The 12,890-nt window shown below is 74.8% G+C and carries 12 protein-coding genes and 1 pseudogene; 7 read left to right on the top strand and 6 right to left on the bottom strand.

Annotation, left to right across the window (positions count from 1 at the left end):
- Nucleotides 1-31: 31 nt before the first annotated feature.
- Complete coding sequence (locus ACGF5C_RS18890; protein WP_393303236.1) at nt 32-1,603, bottom strand: MFS transporter; 1,572 nt, start codon at nt 1,601-1,603, stop codon at nt 32-34.
- A 77-nt stretch (nt 1,604-1,680) separates the two neighbouring features.
- Here ACGF5C_RS18890 and ACGF5C_RS18885 point away from each other — a divergent pair, with 77 nt between their 5' ends.
- Complete coding sequence (locus ACGF5C_RS18885; protein ID WP_393303234.1) at nt 1,681-2,112, top strand: winged helix-turn-helix transcriptional regulator; 432 nt, start codon at nt 1,681-1,683, stop codon at nt 2,110-2,112.
- Here ACGF5C_RS18885 and ACGF5C_RS18880 read toward each other — a convergent pair.
- Complete coding sequence (locus tag ACGF5C_RS18880) at nt 2,109-3,308, bottom strand: FAD-dependent oxidoreductase (protein ID WP_393303232.1); 1,200 nt, start codon at nt 3,306-3,308, stop codon at nt 2,109-2,111. The two genes, ACGF5C_RS18885 and ACGF5C_RS18880, sit on opposite strands and share 4 nt — an antisense overlap.
- A gap of 57 nt (nt 3,309-3,365) precedes the next feature.
- On the opposite strand from ACGF5C_RS18880, the gene ACGF5C_RS18875 reads away from it, so the two are divergent.
- The 3 genes from ACGF5C_RS18875 to ACGF5C_RS18865 all read left to right on the top strand — a co-directional run bounded on the left by ACGF5C_RS18875 (nt 3,366) and on the right by ACGF5C_RS18865 (nt 6,895).
- The gene (locus tag ACGF5C_RS18875) at nt 3,366-3,968 is read left to right on the top strand and encodes a PadR family transcriptional regulator (RefSeq protein WP_393303230.1); all 603 of its coding nucleotides are present in this window, start codon (nt 3,366-3,368) and stop codon (nt 3,966-3,968) included.
- Between the two features lie 138 nt (nt 3,969-4,106).
- A complete protein-coding gene (locus tag ACGF5C_RS18870) occupies nt 4,107-4,652 on the top strand; it encodes a TetR/AcrR family transcriptional regulator (protein WP_393303228.1) in 546 nt (181 codons plus the stop codon).
- 38 nt (nt 4,653-4,690) lie between these two features.
- Nucleotides 4,691-6,895, top strand: a complete 2,205-nt coding sequence (locus tag ACGF5C_RS18865; protein ID WP_393303226.1) for an MMPL family transporter — start codon at nt 4,691-4,693, stop codon at nt 6,893-6,895.
- 66 nt (nt 6,896-6,961) lie between these two features.
- Here the strand turns inward: ACGF5C_RS18865 and ACGF5C_RS18860 are convergent, their stop codons facing one another.
- Entirely contained in the window at nt 6,962-8,218 is a 1,257-nt protein-coding gene (locus ACGF5C_RS18860) for an erythromycin esterase family protein (RefSeq protein WP_393303224.1), read from the bottom strand.
- A gap of 239 nt (nt 8,219-8,457) precedes the next feature.
- Between ACGF5C_RS18860 and ACGF5C_RS18855 the strand changes: the two genes are divergently transcribed.
- Nucleotides 8,458-8,649 carry a DUF2795 domain-containing protein gene (locus tag ACGF5C_RS18855; protein ID WP_393303222.1) on the top strand — a complete coding sequence of 64 codons (192 nt, stop codon included), beginning with the start codon at nt 8,458-8,460 and terminating at the stop codon, nt 8,647-8,649.
- 115 nt (nt 8,650-8,764) lie between these two features.
- On the opposite strand, the gene erm is transcribed toward ACGF5C_RS18855, so the two are convergent.
- Both erm and ACGF5C_RS18845 read right to left on the bottom strand, forming a co-directional pair.
- A complete protein-coding gene (gene erm / locus ACGF5C_RS18850; protein WP_393303220.1) occupies nt 8,765-9,562 on the bottom strand; it encodes an ErmE/ErmH/ErmO/ErmR family 23S rRNA (adenine(2058)-N(6))-methyltransferase in 798 nt (265 codons plus the stop codon).
- Between the two features lie 528 nt (nt 9,563-10,090).
- Nucleotides 10,091-10,996, bottom strand: coding sequence for a Gfo/Idh/MocA family protein (locus tag ACGF5C_RS18845; RefSeq protein WP_393303481.1), 906 nt, complete (start codon nt 10,994-10,996; stop codon nt 10,091-10,093).
- Nucleotides 10,997-11,182: 186 nt separating this feature from the next.
- Between ACGF5C_RS18845 and ACGF5C_RS18840 the strand changes: the two genes are divergently transcribed.
- The gene (locus tag ACGF5C_RS18840) at nt 11,183-11,578 is read left to right on the top strand and encodes a hypothetical protein (protein WP_350703661.1); all 396 of its coding nucleotides are present in this window, start codon (nt 11,183-11,185) and stop codon (nt 11,576-11,578) included.
- Nucleotides 11,571-12,060: pseudogene (locus ACGF5C_RS18835) on the top strand (hypothetical protein). Before ACGF5C_RS18840 ends, ACGF5C_RS18835 begins: the two are co-directional and overlap by 8 nt.
- Here the strand turns inward: ACGF5C_RS18835 and fabG are convergent.
- Nucleotides 12,033-12,791, bottom strand: coding sequence for a 3-oxoacyl-ACP reductase FabG (gene fabG / locus ACGF5C_RS18830; protein WP_393303218.1), 759 nt, complete (start codon nt 12,789-12,791; stop codon nt 12,033-12,035). The pseudogene ACGF5C_RS18835 and the gene fabG sit on opposite strands and share 28 nt — an antisense overlap.
- Nucleotides 12,792-12,890: the final 99 nt, after the last annotated feature.

Raw genomic sequence — 12,890 nt, 5'->3', positions numbered from 1 at the left:
ATCGACGCAGAACGTGGATCGTCGTGGCCGGTCAGCTGACCGGCTGGTGGGCCGGATCCTCGTGGCGACGGCCGCCCCGGGCCGGCTCCGCAGCCGGCTCGGCGACCGGGGCCGACTCCGCGACCGGGGACGGCCCGGCGACCGGGGCCGACTCCGCGACCGGGGACGGCCCGGCGACCGGGGACGGCCCGGCGGCCGGGGCGGGCCTGCGGCGGAGGGCGACCACGGCGACCAGGAGCGCGGCCGCGACGAGGGCGGCGGCCACGGCGAACGCGGTCCGGTAGCCGGCGGCGAGCGCGTCGGCCTCGGTCCAGCCGACGTCCCGCAGGCCGTCGGTGCGGCTGGCGGCCAGCGTGGCGAGCACGGCCAGCCCGAGCGCGCCGCCGACCTGCTGGGTGGTGTTGACCAGCCCGGAGGCCAGTCCGGCGTCGGCCGGGTCGGCGCCGGCCATGGCCAGCGTGGTGACCGCCGGCAGTGCGAGCCCGCCGGCGACGCCGAAGAGGAGGATCGACGGGAACACGTCGGGCAGGTAGCCGCCGTCGACCGGGAGCCGGGCGAGCAGCAGGAACGCGGCCACCGCCAGCGCGAGCCCGGTGACCAGCACCGCCCGCGCGCCGTACCGGGCGATCAGCCGGCCCGCGAGGCCGAGCGAGACCACCGCGATCGTCACCGGCGTGGGCAGGAAGGCCAACCCGGTGGCCGTCGGGTCGAGATCCAGCACGAGCTGGAGTTCCAGCGCGAGCAGGAACTGGAAGCCGAAGAAGGCGGCGACCATGAGGAACTGCACGACGTTGGCGGCGGCCAGGTCGGGGGTGCGCAGCACCCGCGGCGGCAGCAGCGGGGTCCCGGCCGACCGCTGCCGCAGCGCGAACGCCGCGAGCAGGATCGCCGCGAGCGCGGCGGCGCCGAGCGTCCGGGCCGAGGCCCAGCCGTGCTCGCCGGTGCCGACGATCGCCAGCACGGCGACCATCAGGCCCCCGGTGACCAGCGCCGCGCCGAGCACGTCCAGGCCGGCGCGCAGCCCGACGCCGCGGTCGGCGTCGAGCAGGCGTACGGCGGCCAGCAGGATCAGCAGCCCGATCGGCAGGTTGACCGCGAAGATGGCGGGCCAGCCGGCCAGGTCGGTGAGCACGCCCCCGGCCAGCATGCCGATCGACGCCCCGGCGGCGCCGGTGAAGCTGAAGACGGCGATCGCGCGCGCCCGCTCGGCCGGTTCCGGGAAGAGCCGGACGATCATGCCGAGGCTCACCGCCATGGTGAGCGCCCCGCCGACGCCCTGGAGGAAGCGGGCCACGACCAGCACCTCCGGGCCGGTCGCCACCGCGCAGAACAGCGAGGCGACGGTGAACAGCGCGACGCCGGACAGGAAGACCGCCCGCCGGCCGAGCAGGTCGCCGAGGCGACCGGCGAGCAGCAGCAGCCCGCCGAAGGCGACGAGGTAGGCGTTGACCACCCAGGCCAGGCCCGTCGCAGTGAAGCCGAGGTCCCGCTGGATGGCGGGCAGCGCCACCGCGACGATGCTGCCGTCCAGGATGATCATCAGGCTGCCGGCGCAGAGCACGAGCAGCGCCGGCCAGCGGGATTCGACGGTACGGGTGGACACGGACGCCTCCTAGGTGCACGTTTTGTTACCAGAGCCATCTTCTGTGACCATGAGGCGGAGCGTAAGGAGGCACTTTGATGTCCCAGGGGAACACCGATGTGTCCGTGGACCGGACACAGGCGTGCGCGGCCGACAACGCGCCCTTCACCCCCGGCCAGGCCAAGGCGTGCACCGTCCGCGAGGTGCTCGACCGGGTGGGTGGCAAGTGGAGCATCGGCATCCTGGTCGCCGCCTCCCAGGGGCCGGTGCGCTTCACCGAGCTGGAGCGCACGGTGGAGGGGATCAGCCGTCGGATGCTCACCCTGACCCTGCGCAACCTGGAACGCGACGGCCTGCTGCACCGGACGGTCTATCCGACCGTGCCGCCGAAGGTCGAGTACACCGCCACCCCGATCGCGCTGGAGCTCTACGACTCGCTGGTCGCCCTGACGAGCTGGGCCGAGCGGCACCGCAACGCGATCGCCGAGGCGCGCGACGCGTACGACCGGGCGCACGGGGAGGCGGGCTAGGCGGCAACCTTGGCGTCCCAGTCGACGTGGTGGTCGTAGAGCCAGGCCAGTGACGCCCCGCCGTCGCGGGCCACCCGACGGGCGAACAGCGGCAGCGCGGCGTCCCGCAGCATTCGCCCCAGCGGCCCGAGCGCCTTGGTGCCGCTGGTCCGCCGCCCCTGGGCCACCACCCGCTCGACCCGCTTCCGGCGCAGCCGCTCGTACGCCCCGAACGCCTCCGCCACGTCGGGCAGGTCGCGCAGGCAGCGCGCCAACTGCACCGCGTCCTCGAACGCCATCGCGGCGCCCTGCCCGGAGGAGGGGGCGGCGGTGTGGGCGGCGTCGCCGATGATCACCATCCGGTCCCGGTGCCAGACGGGCACCGAGGGCAGGTCGTAGGTGGGCCAGCCGTACTCCATCCGGTCGGTGGCGTCGATGATCCGCAGCGCCGGCCCGGCGTCCTCGGCGAACAGGACGCGCAGCCGGGACCGCCAGTCCTCGGCGTCGATCGCGGCGAGCTGCGCCGGAGTCAGTTCGGTGGGCTGCGGCGGGTTGGCGAACCACCAGACCTCGTCCCCGCCGACGGCGATCCAGCAGAAGAAGCAGCGTTTCCCGAAGACCATGTTCATCAGCCCGGGCTCGCCGCCGAGCCCGGGGAGCCGGGTGAACCCGCCGGCGTTGAGCAGCGGCACGTAGCGGGGCGCCGGGGCCGCCGGGTCGATCACCTGGCGGGTCCGCGAGCGCAGCCCGTCCGCCCCGACCAGCAGGTCCCCCTCGGCGGTCCGGCCGTCGGCGAACCGGGCGCGCACTCCCGAGCCGGCGGGCTCCGCGTCGACCAGGCGCGCGCCGTGCGCGATCGGCACGCCCCGGCGGACCGCCTCGTCGCGCAGCGCACGGTAGAGGTCGGAGCGGCGGACCGTCGTGCTGCCCGAGCCGCGGGTGCGGGTGCCGCTGGTGCCGAACTCCGCCAGCCGGCGCCCCCGGTGGTTGTGCAGCGCCATCCGCGGGGTCGGGTGCCCCAGCCCGGTAACCAGGCCGTCCAGCCCGACCGCGCGCAGCGCGTCGACGCCGTTGACGGAGAGGGTGAGGAACGCGCCGACGCCGACCGCGTCGCGCTCGTACGCCTCGAACACCACCGGCTCGATGCCGGCGCGCTGGAGCGCCATCGCCGCGACCGGGCCGGCGATGCCGCCCCCGATGATCAGAGCGTTAGTCATGGAATGACTATACATATCTTGACTATCATGGGGAAGGTCGTCACCTAAGGTGAGGGCATGGCTGCCCGCGCACAGCGCCGCTCCCCGCTGGCGATGATGGTGTTGGCGCTGCTGGTCGAGGAGCCGATGCACGCGTATCGGATGCAGCAGGTCATCCGGGAACGCGACAAGCAGGACGTGGTCAACGTCGCGCAGCGCAACAGCATCTACCAGACGATCGAGCGCCTGCGGCGCGAGGAGCTGGTCCGGGTCAGCCGCACCGACCGGGACGAGGGCCGCCCGGAACGCACCGTCTACGAGCTGACGGACACGGGCCGCCGGACGCTCGACGGGTGGCTGGCGGACGCGCTCGCCGCTCCCGCCCGCGAGTTCCCGGAGTTCCCCGCGGCGCTGTCGTTCCTGCCGATCCTCCCGCCCGCCGAGGCGGCCCGGCAGCTCGAACGCCGGGTCGAGGTGCTGACCGCCCGGCTGCGCGAACGCGAGGCCGTGCTGGCCGCCGTCAAACTGCCCCGGCTCTTCCTCGTCGAGGACGAGTACCGGCTGGCCATGATGCGGGCCGAGCTGGCCTGGGTCCACGCCCTCGTCGCCGACCTGCACGCCGGGACGCTCACCTGGACCGGCGAGTGGCTCGCCGACTGGACCGGCGACGAACCGGCCTGACGCCGCGCACCCCCTCGCGAACCGCCGAGCAGACGCCACACCCCGACCACCTGTGAGTAACGCCACGCCTTTGATCTGACCGATCGGTCAGGCTCTGACCGATCGGTCAGGCATGCTGGTTCGAGGAGGTGGACCTGTATGGCGCGGGTGGTACCGGAGACACGCGACGACATCCTGGCGGCGGCGGCGCGACGCTTCGCGGTGACCGGCTACCGGGGCACCTCGTTGCAGGACATCGCCCGCGAGGTGGGCTGCTCCAAGGCGGCGGTGCTCTACCACTTCGCCAACAAGGAGGCCATCCTCACCGAGCTGATGGCCCGGCTCATGGAGGTCCTCCAGGCGCTCGACGAGCGGATCGCCGCGCACCGGGGGGCGGACGCCCAGTGGGTCGCCGCCGAGGGCTTCGTCGACCTCGCGGTTCGGTTCCGGCGCGAGATCGCCCTGCTCCGGGGCGAGTACCAGGAGCTGCTCCGGCAGCCCGCCTTCGCGCACGTCCAGCGGATCTCCGAGCGGCTGGTCGACGCGTTCGCCGGGCAACCGGAACGCCCCTCCGCCCGGATCACCGCGCTGGTGCTGCTCGCCGGCATCGCGGAGACGTGCGGCGAGTTCGCCGACGTACCCGACGAGGAGCTGCGCGCCGCCCTGCTGGCACTCGTACGACGGGCGCTGGAGCCCGTCGACTGACTCGTTCCCACCCATACACGACCGAGGACAAGGAACTCATGGCGACCCTGCTCTACCGGCTCGGCCGGGGCTCGATGCGCCGGCGGCGACTCGTCGCGGCGATCTGGCTCGTCGTACTCGTCGGACTCGGCCTCGCCGCCGCGACCCTGCGCGGCCCGATGGCGGACAACTTCACCATGCCCGGCACGGAGTCGCAGCGCGCCCTGGACCTGCTCGCCGAGCAGTTCCCGGCGGCCAGCGGCGCGACCGGCACCATCGCGGTCAAGGCACCGGCCGAGGGCGCGCTCGGCAGCCCGCAGGGGCAGGCCGTGGTGAGGGAACTCGCCCAGGAGGCGGCGACGCTGCCCGGGGTGGTCGGCGCCGTCGACCCGTTCCAGGTGGGGGCGGTCTCCCCCGACGGCCGGTACGCGCTGGTCCAGGTCCAGTTCGCCACCGGCGCCGACGAGGTGACCGACGCCCAGCGCGACGCGTACGAGCAGGTCGGCGCGCGGGCCGAGGCCCAGGGCTGGCAGGTCGCGCCCGGCGGCGAGGTGCTCAGCGCCGTGCCGGAGGGCGGCTCGACCGAGGCGATCGGTGTCGCGATCGCCGCGATCGTACTGGTGGTCACGTTCGGGTCGCTCGTGGCGGCCGGGATGACCATGTTGAACGCCCTGATCGGCGTGGGCGTCGGCATGGCGGGCCTCTTCGCGCTCAGCAGCGTGGTCGACCTGACCAGCACCGCGCCGGTCCTCGCCCTGATGCTCGGCCTCGCGGTCGGCATCGACTACTCGCTGTTCATCACCTCCCGCTACCGGCAGAACCTGATCGAGGGGCTGCCGCCGGACGAGGCGGTCGGCCGCGCGGTGGGCACCGCCGGCTCGGCCGTGCTCTTCGCCGGGGCCACCGTGGTCATCGCGCTGGCCGGTCTGGCCGTGGTCAACATCCCGTTCCTGACCGTGATGGGCCTGGCCGCCGCCGCCACGGTCACCGTCGCGGTGCTGGTCGCGATCACGCTCCAGCCCGCACTGCTCGGCTTCGCCGGTCGCCGGGTGCTCCCCCGCAGGCTGCGCTCGTCGGTGCCGGCCGGGGACGGGGCGGTCGGCGCCGCCGTGGCGTCGGCGGCCGAGGACCGGTCCGGGCTCGGGTTCCGCTGGGCGCGCGCCATCACCCGGTTCCGCATCCCCGTCATCCTGGTCGGGCTGCTCGGGCTGGGTCTGCTCGCGCTGCCCACGCCGGACATGCGGCTGGCGCTGCCCGACGCGGGCACCGCGCCGGTCGGCTCGCCCGCCCGGACGTCCAACGACCTGATCACCGAGGGCTTCGGGCCGGGCTTCACGGCCCGACTCGCGGTGGTGGTCGCCGGGGACACCCCGCAGGCCACCTCGGCCGCCGTCCCGCAGGTCACCGCGCTGGTCCAGCGCACCGAGAACGTCCTCGCGGTGGCTCCGCCGCAGCTCAGCCCGGACGGCCGCACCGCGCTGCTCGGCGTGGTGCCGAAGACGGGGTCGACCGACGAGGCCACGGAGACCCTGGTCAACGACGTCCGGGCCGCGGTCGGCGAGTTCCGCGACGTGGACGTGCTGCTGACCGGCGCGACCGCCATCGGCATCGACGTCTCCGAGAAGCTCTCCGACGCCCTGCCGATCTACCTGCTGCTGGTGGTCGGGCTCTCGGTGCTGCTGCTGATGCTGGTCTTCCGCTCGCTGCTGGTGCCGGTCAAGGCCGCCCTGGGCTTCCTGCTCACCGTCGCCGCGACGTTCGGCATCACCGTGGCGGTGTTCCAGCAGGGCCACCTCGCCGACCTGGTCGGCCTGGACACGCCCGGCCCGCTGGTCAGCTTCCTGCCGATCCTGCTGATCGGCATCCTGTTCGGGCTGGCGATGGACTACGAGGTCTTCCTGGTCTCCCGGATGCGGGAGGACTTCGTGCACGGCGACACCGCGCAGCAGGCGACCATCAACGGGATGGGGCACGGAGCCCGGGTGGTCACCGCCGCCGCCCTGATCATGATCTCGGTGTTCGGCGGCTTCGTGTTCCTCGACGACCCGGTGATCAAGTCGATGGGCTTCGCGCTCGCGATCGGCGTCGCCATCGACGCGTTCGTGGTGCGGATGACGATCGTCCCGGCGGTGATGTCCCTGCTCGGCCGGGCAGCCTGGTGGCTGCCACGCTGGCTGGACAGGGCCCTGCCGAACGTCGACATCGAGGGCGAGGGCCTGCGCGCCCACCTCGACGACAAGGCCCCGGTGGCCCCCCGCGCCTGACCCATCCGCCCGTCCCCGCCCGACCCGGGCGGGGACGGGCGAGGCCGTCGGCGCCGCGTCGTCCGGTCAGACGCCGGCCGGGTAGGTCTCCATCTCACCCGGCGTGGTCAGGGTGGGCAGCGGGTGCAGGGTGGTGGTCTCGTCGCACCAGACGAAGGCGTCGTACCGCTCCCCCAGCCGGGTCGGCACGTAGTTGCCCCAGGACTCGAACGACGGGTCGTAGACCACCCCGATCGCCCGGTGGTCGGCGGTGTCGGTGACCCAGCCCGGCTGGTCGGGGCCGCCGAAGACGAGCACCGCCCGCTCCGGCATCAACTCGTGCAGCCGGCGCTCGACCGAGCCCGGGCGGGCCGGCGGCACCACCATCGCCTCGGCCGGCGAGCCCCAGCGGGGCGCGGCGATCACCGTGCCCCGGTAGCCGCCGAAGCCGACCAGGACCACGTCGTCGGCCCCGTGCCGCTCACGGGCCAACTGACCGATGTTGATCATCCCGTCGGCGGCCATGTCGGTGGCCCGGGCGTCCCCGACGTGCGTGTTGTGCGCCCAGACGATCCCCCGCGAGCCCGGCCCGTAGCGGTCCAGCAGCCGGTCCAGCGTGTCCGCCATGTGGGTGTCCCGGACGTTCCACGACTCCGGGCCGCCCCGGACCATGGCCCGGTAGTAGCGCTCCGCCCCGGCCACCACCTCCGCGTTCTGCCAGGCCGAGAAGCTGTCCGGGCCGTCCGCGGCGGCCTGTTCGCGGGTACGCGCCAGCAGCCGGACGACCTCCTCCTCGCAGCGCGCCGAGACGAACCGGCTGGCCGCGCCGTACTCCTCGACCCGCTTGCCGTACGGCTCGAAGCAGCGGTACGCGTCCTGCGCCGCCTCCAGCGACGCCGGGTCCTCCTCGCCGAGGTAGTCGAAGATCGCCTGCATCGACTCCCACAGGCTGTAGACGTCCAGGCCGTGGAAGCCGGCCCGGGCCGCCTCGGGCCGCTCGACGTTCCACGCCCGCAGCCAACTGCAGAACCGGGAGACCTCGGCGTTCGCCCACATCCAGGTCGGCCACCGCTCGAAGCGTTCCAGCGCCATGCGCGGCTCGGTGGCCCCGCCCGGGGCGCCCGTCACGGATCGGTGCACCCGGTCGCAGTCGGGCCAGTCCCCCTCCACGGCGACGAAGGAGAAGCCGCACTCGGCGATCAGCCGCCGGGTGAGCTGTTCGCGCAGCCGGTAGTAGTCGTAGCTGCCGTGCGTCGCCTCACCGATCATCACGATCCGGGCGTCCCGGACGCGCTCCAGCAACGGGTCGAAGTCGCTCGGCGCGCCGAGCCGCTGAACCAGCATGGCGGGCGGCTACCCGGCGTGTCGCCGGGCAAACCGCCGGCCGTCGAGCGGGGCGGCCACCCCGCCGGTCCCGCGCGACGTGGGCCGCGCGGGACCGGACCGACCGGGCACGGAGCGGGACCCGGGACGCGAGGGCCGTACCCGGGCAGGGCGCGAGGGCCGGACCTGAGCGGGGCTGCGGGCCGGGATCCGGGAGGCACGGGCGGTGTGCCGGCGGGCTGAGCGGGTAGCCCGCCGGCATGACCGTCACCGGCGTGCAGTTGCAGGAGTACCTGGCCGGGCTCGACTACCCGGTATCCCGGGAGGACCTGGTCCGCTGGGGCCAGGAGAACGGGGTCAGCACGGAGATGCTCCAGATGCTCCGGTCCCTGCCGAGGGAGGAGTTCGACTCCCCCGCCGAGCTGAGCGAGGACCTGAACACGCTGGCCTGACCGCGGCACGACCGCCGCCCCCGGCCGGCGGCGCCGGCCCGCGTGCGCCCAGCAGCCCACATGCGCCCGGCCCCCGGCAGACGGGGCGAAGCCGGCATGCGCCGGGCGACCCGGCTCACCTGGCGTGCAGCAGCCGGAACAGCACCAGCCACTGCTCCGGCCAGACGTGCCCGACCGGGGTGGCCGGGTCGAGCCGCGTCGCCCGCAGCGCCGCCGACAGCCGCGCCCGCGGGTGGTGCCGGCCCAGCGAGGCCGCGAGCGAGCCGCCGACCCCGCCGAAGCCGATCTCCACCATCCGCCGGTACGCGGGCAGCGCCGACGCGGCCAGCAGCGGCTCCGGCCGCCGCTCGACGCGCAGGATGCCGGCGTCCACCCCGGGCACCGGGCGGAACGCGGTGCGGGGCACCCGCCCGGCGAGCCGCCAGCCGAACTCCGGCCAGGTCAGGACGGTGAGCCGGGTCCACCGGCCGTAGTCGCCACTGCGCCGTCGGGCGTACTCGAGCTGGGTGAGCAGGGTCGCCGCGCGCAGCCCCGGCGCGGCCAGGCACCACCGCACCACGGCCGAGGTGAGCGACCAGGGGATGTTGCCGACCACGTCGAACTCCTCAGGCGGGGGCGTCGCGGTCAGGAAGTCGGCCTGGCGGTGGGTGACGTTCGGCAGGCCGGCGCAGACCCTGGCCAGCTCGGCGCCGGCGGCGGGGTCCACCTCGTACGCCATCAGGTGCCGGCAACGGGCGGCGAGCGGCCGGGTGAGCTGGCCCCGGCCGGCGCCCACCTCCAGCAGGAGCCGGTCGGGCCGGGGGCGGGCGGCGTGCACCAGCCGGGCGATCGCGGCCGGGTCGACGAGGAAGTTCTGGGAGAGTACGCGCCGGGAGCGGTCGCGTTCGGTTGCTCGGGTACGGCGGGGCGCCACGGGTCGTCGTCCTGTCTGTCGCCGTGCGGCGACGGAGCGGACAGGCAGCCGGAGGGGGGCCTGTCCGAGGGAAGAGTGGACTCGGACGGCCCTGGGCGTGGCGCGGGGACTGCGGGTCGGCGGCGCACGGCGGCACCCACCGCTCGGCCGGAGAGCGGGGTCGGCGCGGCACGCCACCACCCGGCCGGAGACGGAGGTGGCGCGCGGCACGTCACCCGGGCGGGTGACCGGGGTGGCGCCGACGGCGGCACTCGCCCCGGGGCGTCACCCGGGCGGCGGTGGGCGGCGCCGAGGGCCCGGCCAGGACCGGGCGGAGGGCGCCGTGCGTGCGGTGCGGGATCAGTCGCGGGTCGCGTCGGCCAGGGCCGGACGCCGGACTCGCAGGCGGGCCATCAGTGGCCCGAAGGCGGCCGGCGTGCCGACCCCCTCGATCAGAGCGTGCGCGGACATGCCCGCGACCCTAGCTCCGTCGTCGCCGACCGGCGACCGCTTTTCCGCCTCGGGCCGGCAGGTCGACCGTGCGGGCCCTCAAACCGGGAGGTCGACGGTGCGGCCCTCGGCGCGGGCGGTCTCGGCGGCGGCGAGCACGGCGACGACCTCGCGGCCGAAGCGCACGTCGCAGCGGTGGTCCCGGGTGCCCGACCTGATCTCCTCCAGCAACTGGTCGATCGCCACCCCCAACGCGGTGGCCGGGTCGCCCTCGCCGGCCGGGAGGGTCTCGATGCCGTTCTCGCCGTAGAAGACGAACTCCCGGCTCACCGCCTCCTGCGGGGCGTCCAGGGTCATCGAGATCGTGCTCGTCGCTCCCCCGTCGTGGGTGAGCAGCAGGTGGACGAGCCCGCGCGGCCCGTCCATCGCGGCGACCCGGGTGACCCGGCCGAGCACCGGCAGGATGACCGACAGCGCGTGCGGGCCGATGTCCCAGAGCGCGCCGTGCTGCCGCCGCCAGGGCGAGGCGCCGTACGGGCTGCTCGGCTGGAAGATCGAGCCGAACCGGACCGCCTTCGCGGTGTGCCACCCGCCGACGGCGGCGGTCGAGGCCAGGAAGCCGACGATGTCCGGCTGGTAGCGGCCGGTGAAGAAGACCACCGAGGCGACTCCGGCCGCCTGCGCGGCGTCGACCACCCGGTCGGCGTCGGCGACGCTCAGCGCGAGCGGCTTGTCCAGCAGCAGGTGCCGACCGGCGGCCGCCGCGCGGGCCGCGATGTCGGCCTGGATGTCCGGCGGGAGGGCCACCGCGACCGCGTCGCAGGCGTCGAGCAGCGCGTCGACGTCGGTGAACGCCGGCGCCCCGTAGCGGTCGGCCAGGCTGGCGGCCTTGCGCGGGTCGCGGCCCCACACCCCGGCGATCGTGGCCCCCGGGTGCGCGTGCAGCGCCGCGCCGTGCGTCTGCGCCGCCCAGTGACCGGTGCCGAACAACCCGAACCGCACCACGAGAACCCCCACCGTCGTCGTCGCGCCACGGCAGCACCCCGCGGCCCCGGTCCACGCTAGTCGCCCGCCCCGGCGCCCGCCCGCGTGACCGGGCCTATTCCGGGTGTCCGGGGCGGCGGGTGGCGGGGTGTACTACGCGGGTTAGTAGGCTGTGCCGGTGACCGAAGCGAGCCCCGGGTGGCCCCGATGACCAGCGCAGCCTCGGCCGGTTCGCCGGTGGACGGGCTCCTCGCGACCGCCTCGATCGTGCTCTCGCTCCTCGTCGCAGCCTGGGCCCTGGTGGCGACGCTGCGCCATCGCGCGCCGGACCGGGTGCAGTTCGCCGGCCTGGCCCTGCTGGAGGCGGCGCTGCTCGTGCTCGCGGTGGTGGCGGGGGTCGCCCTCGGCGGCGGCGAGCGCCCCGGGGAGCCGGGGGCCTTCTTCGGTTACCTGGCGACGCTGGTCTGCCTGCCGCCGCTGGCCTGGGTGCTGGCCCGGATGGAGCCGACCCGCTGGGGCTCGGCCATCGTCTGCGCGGTCTGCCTGGTCACGCCGGTGGTCGTCGTGCGGCTGCAACAGACGTGGGAGGTGCTGGGTGGCTGAGGTGCGGGCCCCGGAACGGACGCGGACCAACGCCGGCCCGGGACGGCTGCTGATCGCGGTCTACCTGCTCTTCGCGATCGCCGCCACCAGCCGCGCCGGCCTCCAGATCGCCACGAGGTTCGACGAGGCCCCGGTGGCGTACCTGCTCTCGGCGCTCGCCGCGGCCATCTACATCGTCGCGGCGGTGGGGCTGGCGCGCGCGGGTGCCGCCGGCCGGCGCGTCGCCCTGGCCTGCTGCACAGTGGAGCTGGCCGGGGTGCTCGGCGTCGGCATCCTCAGCGTGGCCGACCCGGAGCTGTTCCCCGACGAGACGGTCTGGTCGCGGTTCGGCAGCGGGTACGGCTACATCCCGCTGGTCCTGCCGGTGCTCGGCCTGCTCTGGCTCTGGCGCACCCGCACCGCCCGCACCTGACCCACCCCGCCTCGCCGGACGGGGTGGGACGTGGGCGCGGGTTCAGTCCTTGGGGCCGCCGGCGACGTAGACGACCTGGCCGGAGACGAACGACGCTCCCTCGCTGACCAGGAACGAGATGGTGTGCGCGACGTCCTCCGGCCGGCCGGGGCGGCGGACCGGGATCTCCGCCGCGGCGTGCTTCTGAAGGTCGTCGAAGTCGACCTTCATCCGGGCGGCGGTGGCCGCGGTCATGTCGGTGACGATGAAGCCGGGCGCGACCGCGTTGACGGTCACCCCGAACGGGCCCAGCTCGATGGCGAGCGTCTTGGTGAAGCCCTGGAGGCCGGCCTTCGCGGCGGAGTAGTTCGCCTGGCCCCGGTTGCCCAGCGCCGAGGTGCTGGAGAGGTTGACGATCCGGCCCCACTTCTGCTCGACCATGTGCTTCTGGGCCACCTGGCTGAACAGGAACGCGCCGCGCAGGTGCACGGCCATGACCGTGTCCCAGTCGGTGTCGCTCATCTTGAACAGCAGGTTGTCGCGCAGCACGCCGGCGTTGTTCACCAGCACGGTCGGCGCGCCCAGCACGGCGGCGACCCGCTCCACGGCCGCCTCGACCTGGGCCCGGTCGGACACGTCGGCGCCGACGCCGAGCGCCCGGCCACCGGCGACGGCGATCGCGTCCACCGTGTCCTTGGTCGCCGACTCGTCGATGTCGACCACCGCGACCGCGAGGCCGTCGGCGGCCAGCCGGCGGGCGGTGGCCGCCCCGATCCCCCGCGCCGCCCCCGTGACGATGGCGACCCGCTGCTCCTCCGACATGCCTACCTCCCGGTAACTTCCGCTCGATCGGAGGAGCTTAACGCAGGCGTACGGCGTGCCGGCCCGGCGCGGGACGCCCGTCCTGCCGACGCCCCGCCG

Origin of the sequence: Micromonospora sp. NPDC047620, from assembly GCF_043205005.1 — a bacterium.
Lineage (GTDB): Bacteria > Actinomycetota > Actinomycetes > Mycobacteriales > Micromonosporaceae > Micromonospora.
This window is presented reverse-complemented; position numbering and strand designations above follow the sequence as displayed.